Source organism: Spirosoma utsteinense (genome assembly GCF_014282275.1).
Taxonomy (GTDB): Bacteria; Bacteroidota; Bacteroidia; order Cytophagales; family Spirosomataceae; genus Spirosoma; species Spirosoma utsteinense.
Window position 1 is genome coordinate 1 of record NZ_VFIA01000016.1, and the last position, 23,164, is coordinate 23,164.

Below are 23,164 nucleotides of genomic sequence, written 5' to 3' on the forward strand. Positions count from 1 at the left end.
TTGGAGTTTCACGGTGGCTACGGCTGAAGATAAACTCAAACGATGGTATGAGCAGGTCAATCCTATGAATAAATCAGATTATTCTAATAATTAAATTGGACAAGTACTAGTCCCGTAGTAGAAAAGTAAACCATCTTTATCTATAACTACCTGTTCGTTGGCGCGACCTCCCTTATATCTCTTGATTTAAATCAAGCTCAATAAAAAACGCCGATCTTGCAGTCAAGATCGGCGTTTTTTATAAATGGGTACCCTCGCTAGGGCTAGAAATGCCGGTCGCCTGCTTCGCGTTTGCCCAGCATAACCGCGCCGACCATCGCTACCAGGAACAGGACTGATGCCAGTTCGAAAGGTAAAATGTAGTCGTTATAGAGCAGGTTGCCCAGATTCTCGACCAGACCCGTTTTGGGGTTAAACGCCGTAGCACTATAGGTTGGCACCTGCGCACTTTTGGCGCGGAAAATAGTAATAAGCATGACCATAAGCATTCCACCCACAACGACGGAAGCCATTTTAGTGAGGTTCGTCTTCGACTCTTCATCATCCTGCCGTAGGTTGAGGAACATAATCGTAAACAGGAACAAAACCATGATAGCGCCGGCGTAGACAATGATATTTACCGCTGCCAGAAACTGAGCATTCAGCAGAATATAATGGCCTGACAGACAAAAAAACGTGGCAATTAGCGCTAATACACTATAAATCGGGTTACGGGCCGTAACGACGCCGATAGCACTGAACAACGTAATTATTGTCAGAATCAGAAATAGATACCCGGTCGGTGTCAGGGTTTTAAAAAAGCTTATAAATTCAGTCATAGCTTGGTAGTCAATAGATAGTCGTAACTCATCATTAGCGGTCATTGCAGCCATCGAACATAAAAGTTGTCCACGCCCGGCAATGACACAATGACAAGTTTCTAGGTTGCAGCCCGTGTGAGACTTGGTTCGGTTGGGGTTGCTTTTACTTCGGAGTTGGCGACACGAATATAGCGGTCGTCCATTTTCTCGACCAGTTTGTCTTTTCCATAAATTACGTCCTGCCGCTCGGTGAAGATAGGTACCATCTGGTCATGCCGAAGGTAAACCGCCTGTTTAGGGCATGCTTCTTCACATAAGCCACAGAAGATGCAGCGCAGCATGTTTATTTCGTACACAGCTGCGTATTTCTCTTCCCGGTAGAGCTTCTCTTCGCCCTTCTGACGTTCGGCCGCTACCATAGAGATCGCTTCGGCCGGGCACGCTACCGCACACAGACCGCAAGCCGTACAACGCTCGCGTCCCTGTTCGTCTCGCTTCAATATGTGGTGTCCTCTGTAAATGGGACCGAGGTATTTCTTTACTTCCGGATATTGGATAGTCGGCTTTTTTCGGAAGAAGTGACGGATCGTGATGGCCAGACCACCAATAATGGCGGGCAGGTACATCTTTTCTGCCATCGTCATCTCTTTATTGCTGACTTGTACAGATCGATTAGTTAGTTGCATGGCTTTCAAGTTATGGCTTACGGTAGCGGACATTTGAATAAGTGCCTGTTACCGTAAACTGTGTCCCTGTAACAGATTAGGTTCGTTGCGGAACAATGTTCGGTTTTGGAGCGCGGGCAGTCGATACCACCGCCATCACGATCATAACAATAGCGATTAGCCAGGTAGCATACTTGAAATTGTAAAGCAACCCAGCACCCGTCAACACGACGTTCAGAATAGACAGGGGAATAAATGTCTTCCAACCCAGATTCATCAACTGGTCATAACGGAAGCGGGGAAGCGTCCACCGAACCCACATGAAGAAGAAGATAAAGAAGAAAATTTTGCTGAACATCACCACCACACCAATCAGTGTAGCTACGTTATGACCAGCCACGGCACCCAGGGAGTTCTCAAGAGCCTGGTTCACTTCATTGATGAATGGATAATGGAAACCGCCAAAATACAGGCATGAGATGAAGGCCGATGAGACAAACATGTTGATGTACTCCGAGAACAGGTAAAACCCAAGTTTCATGGAGCTATATTCCGTATGGTACCCGCCAACAAGTTCCGTTTCGCACTCCGGTAAGTCGAAGGGGGTGCGGTTACACTCAGCAAACGAACATGTTAAAAAGATGACGAAGCCCAGGGGTTGCGTAAAAATGTTCCACTCGAAAAAGGTAGCCTGCTCATCGATGATGGCCCGTAACGACAGTGAACCTGTCATCATCAGGATCGTAATCAGCGAAAGCCCCAGTGCAATTTCATAACTAATATTCTGCGATGCCGCACGGATAGCGCCCAGGAGGGAAAATTTGTTGTTCGACGCCCAGCCGCCGACCATAACACCATATACGCCCAGTGAAACAACACCGAAAATGTACAGAACCCCGATGTTGATCTCAATTCCCTGAATAGCTACTTCGTAGTTCACTTTGTCCCAAATGAACCGGACGCTGTCGCCGAAGGGAATGACCGCACTCGACATAAGGGCGGTCAGCATGGCCAGGCAGGGACCCAGAATAAACAACCATTTGCTGGCCTGCGACGGAATAAAATCTTCCTTGAAAAACATCTTGCCCGCGTCGGCTATGGGCTGTAATAAGCCCCATGGACCCGCCCGGTTAGGACCAAGGCGGTCTTGCAGAAACGCTGCCACCTTACGCTCAGCATAGGTGGAGTAGGTCGCAATAAGCAGCGTAATCCCGAAAATAGCGAGGATAATCAGCCCTTTGACCGTTAATACGGGTAGTTCCATATTGAATTAATAGCGGGTTGCTGAACCCGGCCTTGTTGAATAGGTATCCGGTATAGAAACCGGATACCCCGTTGATGTCAAAAATTTAAATCTCTGGCTCCATGGCTGAGGGCAGCGTTTTTGCGAACCGTTCAGGTGGCAATTGCTGGATACCTAACTGCGACGTGTCACGCTCATCATGAATCTGTTTGTACTCTGCAGCAGCCAGCCGCTTGCCGAAGCTTGGCTTGGCAGCGTCGGCCCGATACTTGTTTGTCGAAATGACCGATGCCCGCGATATTTTGGTGGGCCCTTCTATGGTCCAGTCGCTGGTATTTTTCGTTTCGAAACGGCAGGTGTTGCAGATAAACTCGATAGCTTCACCCCACTCATTCTGCCGCGATGTTACCCGAATCACTTCTTCTCCCCGATACCAGAGCGTTACATTACCCGAACAGGTTGGGCAATTACGGTGGGCATCAACGGGTTTAGTGAACCATACCCGGTTTTTAAACCGATACGTTTTGTCGGTTAGCGCACCAACCGGGCATACATCGATGACATTACCCGAAAAATCGTTGTCGATCGCTTTCTCGATGTACGTACCAATTTCAGAGGCATCGCCCCGGCCCAGTACGCCGTGAACCCGTTTGTTCGTAATCTGGTCGGCGGTATACACGCAGCGATAGCAGAGAATGCAACGCGTCATATGCAACTGGACGTAGGGTCCAATGTCATGTTTCTCGAATGTACGGCGTTCCTCTTCGTAACGGGTTGTGGCTTTGCCGTGGTCGAAAGCGAAATTTTGCAGATCGCATTCGCCAGCCTGGTCGCAAACAGGGCAATCGAGCGGGTGATTCAGCAGCAAAAATTCAACGACGCCATTACGCGCATCAATTACCGCTGGATTGGTCTTGTTTTCAACCACCATCCCGTCCTGAACAGCCGTCAGGCAGGAGGCCACTAATTTGGGCATTGGACGCGGATCTTTTTCTGATCCGGCGGCTACCCGAACCAGACAGGCCCGGCATTTTCCACCACTGCCTTTGAGAGGCTGGTAGTAGCACATTGCCGGAGGGGCCACGTCTGGACCTATCTTACGGGCGGCCTGTAAAATGGTCGTTCCCGGCTCCACCTCGACCATGATACCGTCGATGGTGACTTTAAGTAGTTGCGGCTTTATTTCTTCCATGTATCGTAATGCGGCTTATAGCCGCCAATCATTCGTTACTAAACGGCTTTTCAGCCCCATTACAATTACACTAACGCCATTTCGCCCCGATAGACAGCGCCCGGCTGCGTCGCTTCGGTTGGGTGGTCGATATGCCACTGGAACTCGTCACGGAAATGCCGTATGGCACTGGCAACAGGCCAGGCGGCTGCATCGCCCAACGGGCAAATCGTATTTCCTTCAATTTTCCTGGCTACATCAACAAGCAAATCGATGTCCTGCTGATGGCCATGGCCGTACTCGATCCGGTGAAGGACCTTCTCCATCCAGCCCGTTCCTTCCCGGCAGGGGCTGCACTGTCCGCAGGATTCGTGGTGGTAGAACCGTGAAAAATTCCACGTGTTCCGAACGATACAGGCTGTTTCGTCAAAAACGATGAATCCGCCTGAACCAAGCATGGTACCCGTTTGGAAGCCACCTTCCGATAGCGACTCATAACTCATCAGTCGTTTATCACCATTAGCCAGGGTAAGGGCCAGATTCGCAGGCAGGATAGGAACCGATGAACCACCAGCAACAAGGGCCTTGAACTTATGGCCGGGCCGGATACCACCGCACCACTCATCAGCGTAAAGGAAATCTTCGACCGGAAGGCCCAGTTCGATTTCATACACACCCGGTTTGTTAATATGGCCCGAAGCGGAGATTAGCTTCGTACCCGTACTGCGTCCGATTCCAACCGCTGCGTAAGCATCACCGCCGTTGTTTATAATCCAGGGCGTTGTTGCAATCGACTCCACGTTGTTGACAACAGTAGGGGATTGATACAGCCCTTTTACGGCAGGGAACGGTGGTTTGTTGCGTGGATTACCCCGTTTGCCTTCGAGTGATTCGAGTAGCGCCGTTTCTTCACCGCAGATGTAAGCACCACCGCCCGGCTGTACGACCAGTTCAAGGTCATAGCCGCTACCAAGAATATTTTTCCCGAGAAATCCCTTCGCTTTCGCTTCAGCAATGGCTTGTTCAAGGATATTGATCACATACATCAATTCGCCCCGCACATAGATGAAGGACGTATTGGCTCCCAGGGCAAATGACGAAACAATCATTCCCTCAATAAGCAGGTGAGGGTTGTTCTTCATCAGGTAATGGTCCTTGAACGTACCCGGCTCCGACTCGTCGGCGTTGCAGACCAGGTACCGGGGAACGCCTTCGGGCTTAGCCAGAAAGCTCCATTTCATTCCCATCGGGAAACCGGCCCCACCCCGGCCACGGACACCCGCTTTTTTCACTTCTTCAACGATGGTTTCGGGCGTCATCGTTTTCACGGCTTTCTCAACAGCCGTATAGCCACCCTGCTTCCGGTATACATCGAAGGTTTCGATGCCGGGAACATGGATGTGTTCTGTCAATATTTTAGTAGCCATGTGTGGGTTATTTAGACAGTTCGTCGATGATCTCGTCTACACGTTCGTTGGTCAGGTTCATGTAATACTTCTCCCGTACCTGAAACACGGGGCCCATACCGCAGGCTGCCAGACATTCTACTTCCTTAAGCGTAAACTGACCGTCAACAGTAGTTTGGCCCGTATCGATGCCCAGGCGTTGTTTCAGGTGAGCATACACCTCTTCGCCCCCCATCAGGCAACAGGGTCCTGTACGGCAGTACTCGATTACGTGCTTGCCTACGGGCTTAATATGATACATGGTGTAAAAGGTGGCTACTTCGAATACTTCGATGGGCTCAATGCCCAGCAGCTGCCCTACATACTCCATGCCTTCGGGGCTGGTCCAGCCTTCCTGCTCCTGTAGAAGGTGCAACAATGGTAACAGAGCCGATTTTTGTTTGCCCTCCGGATAACGGGCGATCATTTCCTGCGATTTGGCAAGTCGTTCCGGCGTAAATAGTACTTTATTAGGTGTCTCGGTCATCATTATGTACAGCAGGTTTACGCGTCTAATTCACCGGCAATTACGTTCATGCTACTCATGATCACGATGGCATCGGAGAGGGTCAGACCTTTACACATTTCGGGATAGGCCTGGTAATAAATGAAACACGGCCGACGGAAGTGCAGACGGTAAGGTGTCCGGCCACCGTCGCTGATGAGGTAAAAACCTAACTCACCATTACCCCCTTCTACGGCGTGGTACACTTCACCAACCGGCGCGTCGATTTCACCCATAACAATTTTGAAATGGTAAATCAGCGCTTCCATGTTCTTGTAAACTTCCTGCTTCGGAGGTAGGTAATACTGAGGAGCATCGGCGTAGTAAGGTCCTTCGGGCAGGTTGTTGAGCGCCTGCTCTATAATGCGCAGGCTCTGCCACATCTCGCCGTTACGAACCATAAACCGATCGTAGGTGTCGCCACTCTGCCCCACCGGAATATCGAACTCAAAATCCTGATACGAGGAGTATGGGTTCATTACGCGAACGTCATAGTCGACACCGGCTGCCCGCAGGTTCGGCCCTGTAAAGCCATAGCTCAGGGCTCGCTCTGCCGAGATGCCACCCACGTTTACGACGCGGTCCATGAAAATCCGGTTGCGGTTGAACAGGTTTTCAAACTCCGTCAGCACTTTCGGAAACCGAACCAGCAGCTCCTTTATTTTACGGATGGCAGTTGGTGATAAATCACGCTCCATTCCGCCAATACGGCCCATATTTGTAGTCAGACGGGCTCCGCAAACTTCTTCATAGATATCGTAAATGTTCTCCCGCTCCTGATAGATGTACAGAAAGCCGGTGAAGGCACCTGCATCTACGCCCAGGATACCGTTACAGATGAGGTGATCCGATATGCGGGCCAACTCCATCAGGATAACCCGAATATATTGTGCCCGCTTGGGTACGTCGATACCCAGCAGCTTTTCAACCGTCATGTGCCAGCCCATATTGTTAATCGGCGACGAACAATAGTTCATGCGATCAGTGAGGGTGGTAATCTGGTAGAAAGGACGACGCTCGGCAATCTTTTCGAATGCCCGGTGGATATAACCAATGGTCTGCTCACTTGATACGATCTTCTCGCCATCCATTTGAAGGATGTTCTGAAAAATACCGTGGGTGGCGGGGTGGGTTGGTCCGAGGTTGAGTGTTGTCAGTTCATTGACATACTGAACGGGGCCATTATCGTTGCGGGCTGGCAGATCATTACCCGGAACGTTTTTCGGCGCTATATCGAGTTCTTCGGAAATCATAGTCAAAGAGTGAAAGAGCAAAAGAACAAAAGAGTGATAAGGTGCGGCTTCAGCGCTCTTTCACTCTTCAATACTTCTACTTTGGTCATCGTCCAAACAAGGCGTCTATTTTGTCTTCCCGCGTCTCATCCTCGAGCGGGTACTGTTTGCGCATGGGGTGATAATCCATCTCCTCCATGTTCAAAATCCGGCGAAGGTCGGGATGACCATCAAAACTGATACCGAACAGGTCGAAGGTTTCGCGTTCCATCCAGTTAGCACCGGCAAACAACGGAATGATCGTTGGTATATGCACGTCGTCGGCCTGGAGATATACCTTGATCCGTATCCGGAAATTATTGGTCAAACTGTGCATGTGGTAAACCACACAGAACTCTTTTCCAACAGAATCCGGGTAATGGACTGCCGTAACATCGGTTAGAAAACCAACCTGATATACCGGGTGATCTCTCAGGTACTGAACAACCTCAACGATATGATCCCGGCTGGTCGAAAAGGTCAGCAGATCATACGGATCGTCGAAGTCGCTAACGGTCTCGCCAAACTGTTGAATAAGGGTCTGCGCAACTTCCTCGTTGGTCAGCATAGTGGGTGAAAGGTGATTTAGATATCGAAGCCATTTGCTGATTGGTCAGCTCTGGCAAACGCAGGATGAACCGGGCCAGGTATACACTTCATGTACCCGGCCAGCGGTTATTCAATACTATATGAATTCAGCAGCTTTGTATATTCTTCGGTATTGCGTCGGCGCAGTGACTCGTTCTTGGCGAGCTCCTGTACCTGCATTACGCCATCGAGAATCTGCTCCGGGCGGGGTGGGCAGCCGGGCACATAAACATCGACGGGAATAATGCGGTCGATACCCTGCAATACGCTATATGTATCGAAAATACCACCACTCGACGCACAGGCACCAATAGCGATGACCCAGCGGGGTTCTGCCATCTGTAGATACACCTGTTTCACAATAGGGCCCATCTTCTTGGCGATGGTGCCTGCTACCAACAGCATATCGGCCTGACGGGGTGAGAAACTTGGTCGCTCTGAACCAAACCGGGCCAGATCGTAATGGGAAGCCATCGTTGACATAAACTCAATGCCGCAGCAGGAGGTAGCAAATGGTAAGGGCCAAAGCGAATTTGCCCGCGCCAAACCAATCAATTTGTCGAACGATGTGGCCTGAAATCCCGGACCTTCGTAACTCGCCGGGCCTTCTACTATCTTGATGTCAGTTGCCATATAAAACACGGTCCGCCGTGCGGTTGTAGTTGCTTATTATACAACGAATAGGAATGATTAAAAATTCATCTATTGAGCTACTCCCACTTCAGGACGCCCTTCCGGATGATGTAGTAAAAGCCTGCAAGCAGCAAGCCCATAAACAGGACCATTTCAACGAAACCTGTTACCCCCAGTCCTTTAAAATTAACGGCCCAGGGATACAGAAAAATTACCTCCACATCGAAAAGAACGAAGAGGATGGCAATCAGGAAGTACTTGATCGAAATTGGGGTACGGGCATCGCCCTGGACGGGAATACCGCACTCGAAAGGGTCATCCTTTTTCAGGCTGTTGCGCTTTGGTCCAATGTTATGGGTAACAATCATTGTTGTTACAATAAAACCAAGCGCCAGTGCCAATTGAATTAATACCGGTAAATAGTCTGCTGGAACGTATGTTGCGTTCATATTATATGCTTGAGAAGGATACGACAAAGGTAACGATAAAACCAATTGAGCCATGAAGTTAAGTTGGCCACGGGCTTTGGGAAACTAACGTTCAAAAATACGAAATGCGGCTGTGCAATACATTATACGTACCTTAAACTACTGATACTTTATACCTGTTACAAAGAAAAGCCCTTCCACATGGAAGGGCTTTTCTTTGTAACAGGTATAAAGGCTTACCGGTTGATGATGATGCGCCTGGAGACGTTGAATCCCGATGAACGTACCCTAATGATGTATTCGCCCTGGGCAAGACCAGTTAGGTTAATGCTCTTGCGCTCGTCCAGCAGCGGAACCTGTTGTGTAAATAACTGCTGCCCGGTGAGCGAGAAAATAGCTATACTCGCATCATTCAGGTTTTCCAGTGTTTCAATGATCACAACACCATTGGGGGAGGGGTTTGGATATACACTGAGTCCGCCTGCCGACTGGTCGAAGGTAAACGCCTTTGGCGTACTGTAATCGGAGTAGCAGGTCAGGCTGTCACTACCACTGATAGTGAAGGTCGACTTGGCGCGGGTCGTGTAATTAGATGTTACAACCACTTTTATGACCGCGCCTTTTTGAGGCAATAACTCTCCCCCCCGTCGCCAGTCAAATAGATCGGACTGGGCACCAGATGGCGTTGGCAACACGGCCTGTAACGAATAGGTCCCAATCTGTTCGACGCTTGGCGTAGGCACTTTAGGCCGTACAGTCAGGCTGATGGCCGATGTCTGCGCTGATTTACAGCCGTACACACTAATCGATTGTGCCGTATAGTTACCGGCGGTGCTGACAGCTATTGTTTTGCCAACCGTACCATTGCTCCAGATAGCTGAACTGTTCGTTCCCGTATTGGCCAGCAGCGACAGAGACGAGTCGGCACAAACCTGTTGTTGCGCATTGGCAACCCGATTAGGCTGATTGACCAACGAAATAGTTGGGTTGGTGGGCTGGATCGGACCCTGTACGTTGAGAATAGGCGACAGGTAAGTGTTGCCATACTCATCTTTTAAAATGGCCCTGTAATCGCCGGTTTGGTTGATGTTGATGGACTGGGTCTTTTGACCTGAATTCCAGGTGTATGAGGTATACAGGTCGGGAAGTTTGACCGTCAGTGCGTTGTTCGACGCTGCACACGTAACCGCAATGGTTGGTGGGGGTAAGGGTGGCAATGGACGTGAGCTGGCAAAGAAAACAGCGTTCAGACTTTCGAACCAGGCTTGTCCCAGCTGCTTCAACCCTTCGCCACCAAAGTGAACTTCGCCTTCAAATCGCGGCACTTGTATATTATCAGTGAAGGGCCCCGCAAAAACATTGTTATTGTAGGTGTTGATAACATCGTTCTGCGCCTGAATAATCTCCTGACTTACTTTACCGGCGTTGTAGGACGAGCGGGCCAGTACCCAGGCTGGATAACGGCGTGTGTCGGCTCTGGTCTTGTTGATGATATACTGCATATCCTCACTGTAAGCCTGCCGGGTCGAGTTCAGCGGGACATTGTCGTTTTCACCCTGCTGCCATAACACGGCGCGCATACCCTGAATAGAACAGTAATACCGGAGGGCAATAACCAAATTGGCATAAGGCATTCCCACCGGAAAATCCTCGAAAGGCGTACCCATCGCGAAAATGTTCTTTGTTATCTTTCCCTCCGCACTTTCTCGCCAGTTTCTGATTACGGTACCCTGCCAGGCCGTGTTGATAAACAGAACAGGAACTTGATATTGCTTGGCAATCAGATCACCCAAAACGCCCCAGCACCAGGCGCTTTTACCCCGCGGCCCAATTAGCGCCGACGCGCTCAACTGCTGAAAGATTGGCGCTGGCGGATCGTTCAGCGAATTGGCCGTGGAATTATCGTACGTTACGCAGTTGACCCGGTCGTCGGATGCGCCTACCGCCCCAAAATTCTGGAACCCCTGTGCGTTCGACTGGCCTGTAATGATAAATACTTCACCAATACCTACTTTACGAACAACGTCGCTGGATATAACGGTTCTACCTGCGAAAGCCTGTACCTCAAGCCGGTACCAGCCACCTTTTGCCCGTAGCGCTCCCTGGAACACGCCCCCTTGCGGAGCGCGCTGAATCGTGACCCAGTCCGTATTCAGTCCCTGACCAGCTACTTCTGCCTGTACCCTGGCCTGCACACTATCGATGGGCTGGTAATAACTTCCCGATAGATAGATGGTACTGGTATTATCGTTCTCACGTTGAAAGACAGCCCTGCTTTCAGGGTAGGTAATCTTAATGAGCTGACCAGTAGTCTGAGCCGACGCGATGAAAGAAGTTAGCGTCAGACTAAGAACTAATAGTCGCCGTAAAAAATAGTGGTTATTCATTCGCTGTTCATTAGTAGCAATTTCTACCAGACTACGATTTCATTAAAGAACAGATCTGTAGATAAAGTAGAAAATAAACCTCACTCGTTCAATACGATTATGAATTTTGCTCTTTTCCCGGTAAAATGCAAATTCAAAGGTACTGTTTATGATTGAACGGTATGTCTTGGATTAATATTACAATCCGAGAAGAATTCGTTTTGAAACGTCAAAATCAGCGGCTTGGACTCGTAGTATGTATTGGCCCGATTGCATACCCGTTAACCGTAACTGTTTTCGCTCATCGAAGGAAGGTACAACACTTGTAAACACAGCCTGACCTGTTAATGTATAGACTGTTAAGGTTGCATTGGTCAGCACTGTCTGGGTTTCGATCACCAGAACTTTATCTGGATTGGGGTTTGGATAAATGCTCAGGCCATTGATACTCTCATCGATCGTGAACACGTAAGGAGCCGATGGGACTGAAAAGCAAGTGAGCGTTGGTGAGTAAATAATTGAAGCACGAGCTGTATAGCTGCCTGATTGGCTCGCTTTAATAATGGCCGTCGGAGTCGTTAGCGAATCGTTATCCCGGCGCCAGCGGAACTGGGTACCGTTGGTTGAACTGATCGCTTCGAGTGTAAATGTGCCCACCATGTTAATGCTCGGCGCAGGTGGCAGAGGACGCAGTTCAACCGTAGTATTCCGGGATTGGGTCGATACGCATCCATTGACATCACGTACCCTGGCCGAGTAGGCACCAGCCAGATTTGTCGTGATCGTTTGGGTCGAATCGCCCGTACTCCAGAACACGGTATAAGGGCCTTCTACCCGAAACGTAATGCGGTCGCCTTCGCAGATCGTTGGCTCCCGGCTCGATAAAATAGGAGGAGCCGCAGGCAAAGGGTTTACGGTAACGGTAATGGCTGGTGAACTGGGAGACAAACACCCGTTCTGGTCGCGTGACCGAACGGCATAATTCCCCGATGTAGTAACCGAGATCGTCTTGTCGGTTTGGCCACTCGACCATACCACATTCAGGTCGCTGCTGGCATTCAGTGTAACACGGTTGCCAGCACAAAATGTGGTAACGCCTGCCGCCGAAGCAGAAGGCGTTGGGGGTAAGGGATTTACCGTTGTTCTGATCACGTCTGACTGAACGGAGTTGCAACCGAACTGATTACGCGTCTGTACGGAATATGCCCCCGGCTGGTTGGTAGTGATGGAACGAGTGGTTGGCCCGCCTGTCCATTGGTAGGTAAGCCCCTCGGGTGCCGTTAATGTGAGCGATTGATCGGCACAGAATGTAGTTGGTCCGCTCAGCGCAATAACGGGCTTGGCGGGCACTGGGTTAGCCGTTACAACAATCGTATTCGATTGAGCTGAAGTGCAATTGTTTTGATCGGTCACTGTTGTGAAGTAAGCTCCGGATGCGCCGACCGTAATCGTTTTGTTCTGCTGACCATCGCTCCAGTTGTAGCGTACGTTGTCACTGCTACCCCGAAGCACGGTGTTATCGCCCTGGCAAAAAGTAGTGGGCCGGTCGTTGGCAATAGTGGGGGTAGCCGGCAGTGGATTGACCGTTACGTTCAGGGTGTTTGAGGTGAAGTCGCAGCCGCTTACGTCACGGTATCTAACATAATAGGCACCCGCGTTTGTTGTCGTAAGCGTCCGGCTGGTCGATACCGTTTCGTTCGTTTGCTGATTGATCCACGATACGTTATCGTAGTTGGTGGTTAGCCCTAAACTACTGCCAATGCATACCGATGGTGGACCATTCCCCACTACGCTGGCGACGGGCAAATCTGACACCCGCACGTACGTGGTAAAAAAAGTATTGCCGCGACTATCTTTCACCTTGGCCCGTACTTGCGTACCGGGTCCTTTTGTAATGGAACGTCCTGTCTCGCCCGATTCCCACTGGATGGAGGCATAATCGCCATTCACCGTAAACGTCACGTTGGTACCTCCGGCGCAGGCTGCTGTTACAACCGGGGCGGGCGATGCGCTTATGGGTGTTGCTCCCTGAAAAAAGGAATCATTCAGGCTATTACTCCAGGCATTGGCCAACTCAACAAGGCCATTCATGTCGAAATGCAGGCCGTCGAACAGGGGTGCCCGGCTACGCGGTACCTGAATATTGTCGGTTTCAGGTCCTGCAAATACGCTGGGCGTGGAGGCTAGCACCTGATTTTGAGCCGCAATGATAGCGGGGTCTGTACCACCAATGAAGTCGCCATACGACACTCTGGATACAACCCAAGGGACATTCTTACCAAAATCCTGTCGACTTTGATTGATCACGAATTGTAATTCGCTTACATAACGGCTTGTCTCTGTATTGATCAGATTGTCCGTCTCACCCTGATGCCACAACACAGCCCGAACGCCAAGCATATTGGAGTAGAACTGAAGGGCTAATTTAATATTTATGTAGGGTTGACGCGCCAGGTAAGGCAGTCCATTAACAACGCCATAAGCAACACCCCCTTCAGGCGCACTATCGCGCCAGTTTCGCACAGCTGTTCCTGTAAAAGCAGCATTAAAAAACATAACCGGAACATTCAGGCGTTTTACCAACAAATCCCCTAGTTGCCCCCAGCACCAGCTCCCCACGCCACGGGGCGCTATGGTAAAATCGGGTGAGTTATCTAACCGAGTGAATACCGGTACGGGTGGGTCATTTGGAAATGCCTCGTTTGGATAACGATAGTTTACGCAGTTGACCCGGTCATTCTGTGGATTTGGCGCATCCTGGTGAATTCCCTGGGCATTGGATTGTCCGGCAATGATAAATACTTCGCCAATGCCCACACGATCAACCGTTGTCACGCTACCTACCTGCTGATCACCGTTCATACCCCGCACTTCGAGGTTGTACCAGCCGCCACTGCCATTGATATCGCCAGCGTAAACGCCACCCGTCGGGTTGTCCTGGACGGTGCGCCAGTCTGTATTTGTCCCCTGGCCATCACGGGCTATCAAACGGGCTTCAATGCGACCAACGGCCGTTGAATAGAAACCGGTAATCCGAATGGTGGCCTGGTTGGCTCCATTACGCTGGAGGACTGCTCTACTGGTTGGAAAGGAAACCTGTACCTGCGCCAGGGTAAATAGGGGGATCAGCAAAAAAAAACCCGCGCACAAAAATACGGAAAAGTGTTTCATAGCATAGAGCAATGCGGCCGGAATCATAAGCATAGCCGCGTATTGATAGGTATATAGCTATTCCGGTTCATTGGCTATCGTCAGGCTTTGCCAGATAATATCCTTTAACTCGTCTAAGCCTTGCTGATTAACGGAGGAGATAAACGCAACAGGTACATTTTTGGGTAAATTCTCTTTCAAACGGCTCAGTGCCTCCTGATCGACGAGGTCAATTTTGGAAATAGCCAGTAAACGCGTTTTATCCATCAACTCTGGATTGTACTCCCGTAATTCGTTTAGCAGTGTATTGTATTCGTGGCGTATATCTTCACTATTGGCTGGTATAAGAAATAGCAATATGGAGTTACGTTCGATATGTCTCAGAAAACGCAGTCCTAAACCCTTTCCCTGAGAAGCCCCCTCGATGATACCCGGAATATCAGCCATAACAAACGACTTGTAGTCTCTGTAAGCTACGACCCCTAAATTGGGTACAAGGGTTGTAAACGCATAATCAGCAATTTCGGGGCGGGCGGCTGAAACGACGGATAGCAACGTAGATTTACCGGCATTGGGAAAACCAACCAGACCAACGTCAGCCAGTAACTTTAACTCCAGCACAACCCACTCTTCGCAACCTGGTTCGCCCGGCTGGGCATAGTCGGGTGCCTGCTGGGTTGGGGTTTTAAAATGGTCGTTACCCAAGCCGCCCCGTCCACCCGGAAACAAGATAATATCCTGCCCATCTTCTGTTATTTCGGCAAGTACATTGCCCGTGTCCGGATTGCGGGCAATGGTCCCCAAAGGCACCTCCAGGATGACATCTGTTCCCTGAGCCCCGCTTCGTCGGCCACCTTCACCAGCTACACCGGCTTCGGCTTTGATGTGTTTGCGATACTTAAGGTGTAGAAGCGTCCACATCTGCGAGCTGCCCCGCAAAATTATATGCCCTCCACGGCCGCCGTCACCGCCGTCGGGGCCCCCTTTGGGCGTGTGTTTCTCACGACGAAAATGCACAGATCCTGCACCACCCGCGCCTGAGCGACAGTTTATTTTTACGTAATCTATAAAATTCGATGAAGCCATGGTTGTTGTTTACTGCATAGTTTACCCAGCCAGTTTATGTACTGGCAATGGGCATCAATCGGCTTTCTGGTCCGATTTCTCAAGTTCTTTACAAATACCACCAAAAATGGTATCGATATCTCCAATGCCATCAATGGCTGTATATTTTCCCTGTTGGCCGTAATAATCAGCAACGGGTTTTGTCTTACTATTATATTCCAGTACACGTCGGCGGATCAACTCATCGTTCTGATCGTCTGGCCGCCCCGATGTCTCGCCCCGCTTTAATAGTCGGCGAATCAGTTCTTCATCCTCAACCACAAGCGCAATCATCGTTGTGATCTGGGTATTGTACTGCGCCAGTAACTGATCGAGTGCTTCGGCTTGTGGTACGGTACGGGGAAAGCCGTCGAAAATAAACCCTAATGCTGACTGATTTTCGCGCAACTTATGACCAATCATGCCGATCACTACCTCATCCGGTACCAGCAGTCCCTGGTCCATTAATTGTTTTGCCCGTAGCCCAAGCTCAGTCCCGGCAGCAATTTGGGAACGTAATAAATCGCCGGTAGACAGATGAATCAGATTATATTTTGCAATTAGTTTCTCACTTTGGGTTCCTTTTCCGGCGCCTGGAGGGCCAAACAGTACAAGGTTAAGCATACGGATGTATAGTAGTAGTGTCGTTCAGACAAAAAATTGCGCCCGCAAAGTTACGATTAGCCCTGAAAAATAATAACTACCCTTACGGAGCACCGCTGGTTTTTATTATTTGGGCATTAATAAAGAAAAAGCGCGGACAGTTTGCCCGCGCTTTTCTATTGGTTACAATTTGTATATCCAGCTTACTTGCTGGCTGAACTTTTCTTAGCCGGTGCTTTTGTTGCTGGCTTAGCCGCTGGCTTTGCCGGATCAAGCGCCTTCTTCACGTCGGCATCGTTTGGATCGAGTTCCAGCACCTTATTGAAGTACTCTTTTGCCTTCGCTTCATCCTTTTTGGCCAGATTGTAGGAGGCCAGGAATTTATACGATGTTATCAGGTTCTTCAGATAAGACTGCTTCTTGGTTGAATCCGGTTCAGCGTTCGCCATCTCGATGAATTTCTCGTAGTGAGGAACCGCAGCACCTGATGCCAGCGATACAGTCGGCGGATAAGCATAGTACGTCGACTGTCCACGGTAGTAGTAAGCCAGCGGGTATGTTTCACCGGCTGTCTTCTCAACCTGCTGTGCCATTTGAGCAAAGGCCGAATCTGCCCGCAGGAAGTAGGTTTGTCTGCCTACCCGGATCTGCGCCGTGTCCATCGGAGCTGCCAGCGAATCACGTCCTACCCGGAAACCATACTGATAGTTGGATAACGCGTTGAACAGATAGTCGTTGTTCAGCGGTTTCTTGTCTTTCTGGATGGTTTTTGCATAGTAGTCAGCTGCCTTATCATACCGCTTGATATCGTAGTACTTCTTCGCGATTTCACGGTAGAGGTTTTCCGTAGTGTCTTCAACTGCTGCTTTCTCCAGGTTAACGATGCTTAACGAATCGCCTTCTGGCGTACCCAATTGACCCTGGGCCCGACCCAGATATTTGTAATCGTCGTAGATTACTTTCTGAGGAGCTGTCGAGATAAATCGGTTCAAAGATTCTACCGCTTCGTTGTTTTTTCCGAGTGCAGTATAGGCCCAACCGTACATACGGTCGATAATCGGATTGTTGATCTTTCCTTTCAACTGATCCAAATAAGTAATAGCACCCTGATAATCTTCAGCCAGAAACTTATAGCGGGCTACATCGAGTAGTAACTCAGGATCCGTCGTACCACTTTTCTGAATATACAGTTCGTAGTTCTGTGCTGCTGCTTTATAAGCGCGGGAGTTGGCTAGCGCATCGGCAAATGCACGATACGTTGGTGCAAACTCAGGATCGTTCTGGATGGCCAGTTTAAAAAACTCCTGTGCTTTGACATAGTTCTTACCACGCAGATAGAGCTGTCCAATTTTGAAGTTCGCTTCGGCGAGAGTTGGACTGATCGTTAATGCATTCTCATATTTCGTGATAGCGTTACCACCATCATTCTTGAGAAAATAAGCATCGCCCATCGTCATCTCGATGTCTGCACGCTCGTTTTTCTTGTCTTTCTCGTCAGCAATCGTCAGCAAACGCAGTGCCTCCGCAGGATCGTTGGTCTGCTCTGAAATGGTGTACATTTCAGCAGCCCGAACCAGCACATCCTGATTTTTGCTCTTGGTTTGATTAACAGCGTTGTCGATCAACGTTTTAGCCGCAGCCCGGTCCTTTTTCGATAAGGCTACACCAGCAAGCCCAATGTTGTTCAACTGGTTCTTACCATCAGCAGCCGCTCCTTTCTCGAAAGCTGCTTTAGCCTGATCGAGTTGCCCGGTTTTAAGGTAGTAATAACCAAGATAGAACTGATTGTCAGCGGAAGGTGAACTGGACGCTAATTGAGTTAACGTCTGACCTGCTTTGGCAAACCGCTCAGCATCGATGTCTTTCAAGGCCGTTTGTACGTCCTGCGCCATCAGTGGAGCAGTTATAGACGCTCCTACAAACAGGATGGTCAACAGCGACTTTTTCTGGTTGTTCATCATGTATTTTAGGTTGGAAATGGGAAAAAGTTAGTTGTGTCTTATAAACACCCGGCAAAACTAAAAAATTGCGATCAAAGCAAAAAACTTGATCACTTTGTCAGGTTAACCTCTCTATTATACTGCATTGCGGGCCATAAACCCAATTTTCGAACAATTAAAGAGCCTGCGTCCCGAGTAATATAATTGATCAATCCTCCACCTAAACCAGGGTGGCTTTCACGACTTAGTATATAAACTGGCCGACGAAGTGGGTATCGCTGCATACCTAAATCCTCCTGAAACGGCTGGAAATAGTCGCTTCTGCCTGTAGGATTCGTTTTGTTTGAAACACCTACAACGCGCAAATCACGAGCCAGATCAACAGAAAGCGGCTCATCGCTATCGCTAATCCAGTTGACACCAATAAAGCCTAGTGCCGATGGATTTTTACGAACAAAGTCAATTACCTCCCGATTCGATTTCGTTGTGAAAATACGCAGATCTTTTACACTACTGACCTTTAGCGTATCCAGCACAAAGTCCAGATTACTGGAATTATTATTGTCAAAAACGAGTGTAATAGGATTTTTCTGATTACTACCTTTTAATTGTGCCCATTGTTTGGTTCTACCGCTAAAAATATCGCGCAGCTCATTCATGGTGATCAAACTATCCGTATTGGCTTTGTTGACAATAAGCGCAACACCATCGGTAGCAATCTTGATAGCAGCTCCCTTGATTTTCAGGTTATCCAATGCCAAACGCTCATTTGCAGTCAATTTACGGGTAGCAAACACCAGCCGGGCGCTATCCTTCAGCATCATATTGATGGCTTCCTGCTCTGGCTTGAACACGACATTGAAATGGACATTGGGATAGATACCCGCATAAGCCGATGTCAGCTGAGTAACCAACGGTAAAAATGATTCGTCGGCAGCTACCGTTATGGTACCTCGCGACGGATTGTCCAGTTGCGACTTGCCGCCATCGCAACCCATCAACAGTGCCAGACAACCGAATGACAGAGCAACCTTAGACGCCAGATAGTTAATCATCTTCCTGAAAACGTTGATAAGCACGATAGGCCCGAAAGCTCCCGTAAATGAATAGCAGCGTACCCATACTATACCGCAGTAGGCCCGGCTCCGGAAACACACCAAAAGACTGAGAGGAGGCTATCAGTGCGATGCCTCCTCCCAGGTACGCCAGCGAAGCTAGCACTGCAACATACAGCGTTAATCGCGCTGGTCCTTTATTCTGTCTGCGCATGGGAAATTATTCCAGCGTAAAGTTGATAGGCAGGTTGTATTTTACCCGAACAGGCCGTCCTGACTGCTTACCTGGACGCCATTTCGGCATACCTTTTACCACACGTTGTGCTTCTTCATCGGTACCGAAGCCAAGTCCTTTCAGTACTTGAACGTCCTGGATACTGCCATCGGTATTGACAACAAAGCTCACGAATACGCGGCCTGCTACGTTTGCCCGCTGAGCAGCTGCCGGATAGCGAAGGTTCTTTTGAAGATACTGGCCTAAAGCAGCCATACCTCCTGTGAACTCAGGCTGTTGTTCTACTACCGTGAAGATTTGCTCTTCTTTAGGAGCAGCTTCTACAGCTACCTCTACTTTCGTAGGAGCCGCCGATGCTTCAGGTGCAGCAATGATATCTTCCGCGTTAGGATCACCTTCCTGTGTTTGCTCTGCAGCAACTGCTTCTTTCAGTTCTTCTACAGCAGGCGGAGGAGTTTCTTCCGGAACTTCCTCATCCGGCTTCACTTCGGGCGGAAGGAACTTCACCGTATTCACCTTGGGCACCTCAACAGGTGGTGGTGGCGGTGGTGGCGGCTCATTAGGGTCAATGGGTGGTGGTGGTAACTTCATCAAGTCGACCTCAACCATTGCCTGTTTTTCTTCTTCCGGAGCTAAAGCTGTTATGATGGTCGGGGCAAGTACGCCCAGTGTGAACAGGATGCCGCCAATGATGAGGGCCCGTGTTACAGTCTTGGGGTATTCTTTCCGCAACGAATAGGCACCATACGCCTTATTCCGGTTCGCAAACACAATATCATCGAGTGTTGCGTTTTGGGGATTCTCTGCCATGGTGTTATGCGTCTATTTTAGCCTTATCCTTGAGCATTTTTTTCTCATCCGCCGTCAACTGATCAACGAGGGCATATCGCTTCGTTTTTGTGATGGCCATCTCGTCCAGTACATCAACCATATTTTTATAGGTCGACTGCTTGGTTGGCTTGATAACTACCACAAATTTGTCACCGGGTACCTTGCGGGCGTTCTCCTGGATGGCCTGCCGGAATTCGTATCCGTAACCAACCGTTTTCACTTCAGGGTCTTCGTTAGCGGCTTTGCCAAAGATGTAATGCGCCTTGTTGTCTTTGCCCAGAAAAATGGTCATTACGTTCGACGCTTTGATTGGCTCCGTTTCTTCTGTTTTGGTCTTGTCCGGCACGTTGAGCGTCATCGAGGATGGCTTGCTCAGTGTGGTGGCCAGAATGAAAAAGGTAATCAGGAGAAATCCCAGATCAACCATGGGTGTCATATCCACCCGGGTTGACGCTTTCTTGGACCGTACCTTACCACCATCATGCTTACCACCACCACCACCAGTGTTAATTTCTGCCATGATTCGTGTTCGTTTGTGGTTTGTGGCTATTGGCTAATGAACTCATCTCGGAGTCACTACCCATTTCACGACAAACAGAGTTAGTCTGCTTTCCAGCCTGCCGGGGGAGCTTCCGTACCGGTGATCAGGTTGAATTTATTGATGTTCTGAGCCTGGAGCGTAGCCAACACATTTTTGAATTCCGGGAATTTGGCGAGGTTATCACCTTTTACCGCAATCCGCAATTTGTTGTTAGCCTTCCGTGCATTGTAAACCCACTCTTTCAACTCATTCGATGGGGCTGCACCGGTCGAATCTGTTGGAATGCCTGACTGTTTTACTTTGCCCTGCTGTTCTTTGGGTAGGCTCAAAAAGGACTTCAACTGGTTAATGGGCAAGCCGAAATTCGACATCAGCGAGAACTCCTTCTTTTCGTTGTTGGAGAACGTGATTCCTTTTGCGGCAGCAATGTTATCCAGCATGGCAATGCGGTTTGCCGCGTTATCGATGCCGAAATATACTTTGCCATCCCTGCCCAGACCAATCGTCATGATATCGCTGTCGGGGACTTTGATACCAGAGATAGACGAGGGTGTTTCGATGCTGGCCGCATCCTGCGAACGAAATTGAGCCGTCAGGATAAAGAAGGTCAGCAACAGGAACGCCACATCGGTCATCGCCGTCATATCTACCGATGAACTGGCGCGTTTAATTTTAACTGCGGGCATAATTAGTTCTGTTTCTGCCTACCCGGCCTGGGGCCGGGTAGGATGGTTAATTACACAACTGTGATCCGTCAATGACGCAGCCTTAGTTGTGAGCCGCGAAGTTTTGCTGGATGCTCAAACCGATTTCGTCAATGTTGTAGGTCAACACGTCGATCCGGCTAGTAAAGTAGCTATACATGATGGTTGCAATAGCAGCCGTACCGATACCCAGAGCCGTGTTTACAAGGGCCTCAGAGATACCCGTCGACAGAGCGCCTGTGTCAGGCTGGCCCGTAGCACCCATAGCTGCGAAAGCACGGATCATACCAAGTACAGTACCTAGCAGAGCGATCAGAGTCGATACCGAAGCCAGCGTAGCAATGATGGTCAGGTTCTTTTCCAGCATTGGTAGCTCTAGCGTAGTAGCTTCTTCTACTTCCTTCTGGAGAGAAACCAGTTTCTGCTCTTTGGTCAGTTCTGTGTCGGTCGACAGTTGCTGATACTTCACAAGGGCCGTCTTAACAACATTACCGATTGATCCTTTCTGCTTGTCGCACTCCTGGATAGCACCGGCTATGTCGTTACGGTCGAGTTGGCTTTTCACCTTACGAACGAAATCGTCGATCGAACCCGTGCCATTAGCGCGGCCGATGGTGAAGAAACGCTCGATAGAGAAAACCAATACCGTCAGGAAGCAAGTGAACAGAATAGGCACGATAAATCCGCCTTTGTACACGGTACCGAAATAATCTCCTGGCAGAGGTTCTTTTGTGTTGTCACCTTCCTGGAAGTGGCTCCCGTCGCCAAATACGAACATGTACGTCAGGATACCGATCAGCAACAGGACCGGAATAACGAACGCGGGATTCAGGCCACCCGACGACGACTTCTTGGGTGCCGATGCTTTGGCTGGTGCTGGAGAGGGAGTTTGTGTTTTCATTGGAACTGGACTGTAGGGTTAAATTGAAAGTTGGTTTGCCCGGTAAAAAAAGTGAAAATTTTAGACTCTTTCGGTTTGTACTTCCAAAAATTGATGGAAACGCCTTCAAACCTCCACAAAACTATGGCTTTTCTAACTAAAACCACACAATCATGTTTGCCAAATGTTTCACTTTTATAGCAATCCAGCAAGTTTTTTATGGCAATTCGGCAATATTTACTTGGATATATCTGACTCTAAAGACTTAGTAGTAAATAGGCTAAGAGGTAGATAAAACCTTGTTTGTCAAGCCTGAAAATAGTATTCTCTCCAGTTTCATTTGGTAAAATTCGTTGTTTCAGGGGGGCGCGTGGCTCATAAAATAATTGTTAAGGTTAATAAACTGTTTGAACGGGAATCCTCGATTACCTCTCCGAAGGGCTACACCATCTTTTTCAAGGGAGATGAAAAGTTGCCCGTAATTCCATAAAAGAATCTCAAAAAATTAGAGGATAACGCATTTTTTTACCCCTTTTCGGTCTTCGTAGTCGGTAACGCTACCGTGTATAGGCCAATTTATAGGCCAAATAAGTAAGTATAAAATTAAAATTTAGTTACATAAAGTCGGTGCCGGGCGGGTATATATGACATGATTTGCCCGTTCGAAATCCCATAAAACACAACTCAGGCAGGGCCCATAGCCGGGCTATAGGTAGAATGATTCGCTTGTAGAGAGTGCCGTTCGACGAGTTCGGAGCGTACGAGTTGAAGGACTATTTTGAAAGATGGAGTGATAGAAGGTGCCTATAGATCACCCTATTTTACATTGGCAGAACAGGGGTCCGGTTATTTTTTGCACAAAAAAAAGCTGACTAAGTTAGTCAGCTTTGAGTCGGGAAGGCGGGATTCGAACCCACGACCTCTTGCACCCCATGCAAGCACGCTACCGGACTGCGCTACATCCCGAATGGTTTGCAAAAGTAATGGATAAAGAACAATGTACAAG

General features: G+C 49.1%; 21 protein-coding genes and 1 tRNA gene. All 22 read right to left on the minus strand.

Features of this window, described 5'->3' with window-relative positions:
* Positions 1-263: 263 nt before the first annotated feature.
* Complete coding sequence (locus tag FH603_RS14140; protein WP_186738180.1) at positions 264-818, minus strand: NADH-quinone oxidoreductase subunit J family protein; 555 nt, start codon at positions 816-818, stop codon at positions 264-266.
* A 101-nt stretch (positions 819-919) separates the two neighbouring features.
* Positions 920-1,486, minus strand: coding sequence for a NuoI/complex I 23 kDa subunit family protein (locus FH603_RS14145; RefSeq protein WP_186738181.1), 567 nt, complete (start codon positions 1,484-1,486; stop codon positions 920-922).
* A 76-nt stretch (positions 1,487-1,562) separates the two neighbouring features.
* Positions 1,563-2,729, minus strand: coding sequence for an NADH-quinone oxidoreductase subunit NuoH (nuoH, locus tag FH603_RS14150; RefSeq protein WP_186738182.1), 1,167 nt, complete (start codon positions 2,727-2,729; stop codon positions 1,563-1,565).
* A gap of 85 nt (positions 2,730-2,814) precedes the next feature.
* Entirely contained in the window at positions 2,815-3,900 is a 1,086-nt protein-coding gene (locus FH603_RS14155) for an NADH-quinone oxidoreductase subunit G (RefSeq protein WP_186738183.1), read from the minus strand.
* A gap of 65 nt (positions 3,901-3,965) precedes the next feature.
* Positions 3,966-5,306, minus strand: a complete 1,341-nt coding sequence (nuoF, locus tag FH603_RS14160; protein ID WP_186738184.1) for an NADH-quinone oxidoreductase subunit NuoF — start codon at positions 5,304-5,306, stop codon at positions 3,966-3,968.
* 7 nt (positions 5,307-5,313) lie between these two features.
* On the minus strand, positions 5,314-5,814 hold the full coding sequence (locus FH603_RS14165) for an NADH-quinone oxidoreductase subunit NuoE family protein (RefSeq protein WP_186738185.1): 501 nt from the start codon (positions 5,812-5,814) through the stop codon (positions 5,314-5,316).
* A 14-nt stretch (positions 5,815-5,828) separates the two neighbouring features.
* On the minus strand, positions 5,829-7,082 hold the full coding sequence (nuoD, locus tag FH603_RS14170) for an NADH dehydrogenase (quinone) subunit D (RefSeq protein ID WP_186738186.1): 1,254 nt from the start codon (positions 7,080-7,082) through the stop codon (positions 5,829-5,831).
* Positions 7,083-7,167: 85 nt separating this feature from the next.
* Positions 7,168-7,668, minus strand: a complete 501-nt coding sequence (locus FH603_RS14175; RefSeq protein ID WP_186738187.1) for an NADH-quinone oxidoreductase subunit C — start codon at positions 7,666-7,668, stop codon at positions 7,168-7,170.
* Positions 7,669-7,775: 107 nt separating this feature from the next.
* Positions 7,776-8,321, minus strand: coding sequence for an NADH-quinone oxidoreductase subunit B (locus FH603_RS14180; RefSeq protein ID WP_186738188.1), 546 nt, complete (start codon positions 8,319-8,321; stop codon positions 7,776-7,778).
* Positions 8,322-8,398: 77 nt separating this feature from the next.
* Entirely contained in the window at positions 8,399-8,770 is a 372-nt protein-coding gene (locus FH603_RS14185; RefSeq protein WP_186738189.1) for an NADH-quinone oxidoreductase subunit A, read from the minus strand.
* 215 nt (positions 8,771-8,985) lie between these two features.
* Entirely contained in the window at positions 8,986-11,136 is a 2,151-nt protein-coding gene (locus FH603_RS14190) for a T9SS type A sorting domain-containing protein (protein WP_186738190.1), read from the minus strand.
* Between the two features lie 177 nt (positions 11,137-11,313).
* Positions 11,314-14,286: a sialate O-acetylesterase gene (locus FH603_RS14195; protein WP_186738191.1), complete on the minus strand. Its 2,973-nt coding sequence runs from the start codon at positions 14,284-14,286 to the stop codon at positions 11,314-11,316.
* A gap of 57 nt (positions 14,287-14,343) precedes the next feature.
* Positions 14,344-15,351, minus strand: coding sequence for a GTPase ObgE (gene obgE, locus FH603_RS14200; RefSeq protein WP_186738192.1), 1,008 nt, complete (start codon positions 15,349-15,351; stop codon positions 14,344-14,346).
* Between the two features lie 54 nt (positions 15,352-15,405).
* Positions 15,406-15,993, minus strand: a complete 588-nt coding sequence (locus tag FH603_RS14205; RefSeq protein WP_186738193.1) for an adenylate kinase — start codon at positions 15,991-15,993, stop codon at positions 15,406-15,408.
* A gap of 182 nt (positions 15,994-16,175) precedes the next feature.
* Entirely contained in the window at positions 16,176-17,933 is a 1,758-nt protein-coding gene (locus FH603_RS14210; RefSeq protein ID WP_186738194.1) for a tetratricopeptide repeat protein, read from the minus strand.
* 89 nt (positions 17,934-18,022) lie between these two features.
* Positions 18,023-18,967 (minus strand): PstS family phosphate ABC transporter substrate-binding protein, encoded by a 945-nt coding sequence (locus FH603_RS14215; protein WP_186738195.1) that lies wholly within the window; start codon positions 18,965-18,967, stop codon positions 18,023-18,025.
* A complete protein-coding gene (locus FH603_RS14220) occupies positions 18,960-19,181 on the minus strand; it encodes a hypothetical protein (RefSeq protein WP_186738196.1) in 222 nt (73 codons plus the stop codon). The genes FH603_RS14215 and FH603_RS14220 overlap by 8 nt, the downstream gene beginning before the upstream one ends.
* A 6-nt stretch (positions 19,182-19,187) precedes the next feature.
* Positions 19,188-20,012, minus strand: a complete 825-nt coding sequence (locus tag FH603_RS14225) for an energy transducer TonB (protein WP_186738197.1) — start codon at positions 20,010-20,012, stop codon at positions 19,188-19,190.
* Positions 20,013-20,016: 4 nt separating this feature from the next.
* A complete protein-coding gene (locus FH603_RS14230; protein WP_186738198.1) occupies positions 20,017-20,553 on the minus strand; it encodes an ExbD/TolR family protein in 537 nt (178 codons plus the stop codon).
* Positions 20,554-20,633: 80 nt separating this feature from the next.
* Complete coding sequence (locus FH603_RS14235) at positions 20,634-21,260, minus strand: ExbD/TolR family protein (RefSeq protein ID WP_186738199.1); 627 nt, start codon at positions 21,258-21,260, stop codon at positions 20,634-20,636.
* Positions 21,261-21,342: 82 nt separating this feature from the next.
* Complete coding sequence (locus FH603_RS14240; RefSeq protein ID WP_186738200.1) at positions 21,343-22,179, minus strand: MotA/TolQ/ExbB proton channel family protein; 837 nt, start codon at positions 22,177-22,179, stop codon at positions 21,343-21,345.
* A gap of 871 nt (positions 22,180-23,050) precedes the next feature.
* Positions 23,051-23,124: transfer RNA gene (locus FH603_RS14245), tRNA-Pro, on the minus strand.
* Positions 23,125-23,164: the final 40 nt, after the last annotated feature.

What these genes read in the sequence shown, in the direction of transcription:
- FH603_RS14140 (WP_186738180.1), bottom strand. Translation starts at nt 818, where the DNA reads ATGACTGAATTTATAAGCTTTTTTAAAACCCTGACACCGACCGGGTAT.
- FH603_RS14145 (WP_186738181.1), bottom strand. Translation starts at nt 1,486, where the DNA reads ATGCAACTAACTAATCGATCTGTACAAGTCAGCAATAAAGAGATGACG.
- nuoH (WP_186738182.1), bottom strand. Translation starts at nt 2,729, where the DNA reads ATGGAACTACCCGTATTAACGGTCAAAGGGCTGATTATCCTCGCTATT.
- FH603_RS14155 (WP_186738183.1), bottom strand. Translation starts at nt 3,900, where the DNA reads ATGGAAGAAATAAAGCCGCAACTACTTAAAGTCACCATCGACGGTATC.
- nuoF (WP_186738184.1), bottom strand. Translation starts at nt 5,306, where the DNA reads ATGGCTACTAAAATATTGACAGAACACATCCATGTTCCCGGCATCGAA.
- FH603_RS14165 (WP_186738185.1), bottom strand. Translation starts at nt 5,814, where the DNA reads ATGATGACCGAGACACCTAATAAAGTACTATTTACGCCGGAACGACTT.
- nuoD (WP_186738186.1), bottom strand. Translation starts at nt 7,082, where the DNA reads ATGATTTCCGAAGAACTCGATATAGCGCCGAAAAACGTTCCGGGTAAT.
- FH603_RS14175 (WP_186738187.1), bottom strand. Translation starts at nt 7,668, where the DNA reads ATGCTGACCAACGAGGAAGTTGCGCAGACCCTTATTCAACAGTTTGGC.
- FH603_RS14180 (WP_186738188.1), bottom strand. Translation starts at nt 8,321, where the DNA reads ATGGCAACTGACATCAAGATAGTAGAAGGCCCGGCGAGTTACGAAGGT.
- FH603_RS14185 (WP_186738189.1), bottom strand. Translation starts at nt 8,770, where the DNA reads ATGAACGCAACATACGTTCCAGCAGACTATTTACCGGTATTAATTCAA.
- FH603_RS14190 (WP_186738190.1), bottom strand. Translation starts at nt 11,136, where the DNA reads ATGAATAACCACTATTTTTTACGGCGACTATTAGTTCTTAGTCTGACG.
- FH603_RS14195 (WP_186738191.1), bottom strand. Translation starts at nt 14,286, where the DNA reads ATGAAACACTTTTCCGTATTTTTGTGCGCGGGTTTTTTTTTGCTGATC.
- obgE (WP_186738192.1), bottom strand. Translation starts at nt 15,351, where the DNA reads ATGGCTTCATCGAATTTTATAGATTACGTAAAAATAAACTGTCGCTCA.
- FH603_RS14205 (WP_186738193.1), bottom strand. Translation starts at nt 15,993, where the DNA reads ATGCTTAACCTTGTACTGTTTGGCCCTCCAGGCGCCGGAAAAGGAACC.
- FH603_RS14210 (WP_186738194.1), bottom strand. Translation starts at nt 17,933, where the DNA reads ATGATGAACAACCAGAAAAAGTCGCTGTTGACCATCCTGTTTGTAGGA.
- FH603_RS14215 (WP_186738195.1), bottom strand. Translation starts at nt 18,967, where the DNA reads ATGATTAACTATCTGGCGTCTAAGGTTGCTCTGTCATTCGGTTGTCTG.
- FH603_RS14220 (WP_186738196.1), bottom strand. Translation starts at nt 19,181, where the DNA reads ATGCGCAGACAGAATAAAGGACCAGCGCGATTAACGCTGTATGTTGCA.
- FH603_RS14225 (WP_186738197.1), bottom strand. Translation starts at nt 20,012, where the DNA reads ATGGCAGAGAATCCCCAAAACGCAACACTCGATGATATTGTGTTTGCG.
- FH603_RS14230 (WP_186738198.1), bottom strand. Translation starts at nt 20,553, where the DNA reads ATGGCAGAAATTAACACTGGTGGTGGTGGTGGTAAGCATGATGGTGGT.
- FH603_RS14235 (WP_186738199.1), bottom strand. Translation starts at nt 21,260, where the DNA reads ATGCCCGCAGTTAAAATTAAACGCGCCAGTTCATCGGTAGATATGACG.
- FH603_RS14240 (WP_186738200.1), bottom strand. Translation starts at nt 22,179, where the DNA reads ATGAAAACACAAACTCCCTCTCCAGCACCAGCCAAAGCATCGGCACCC.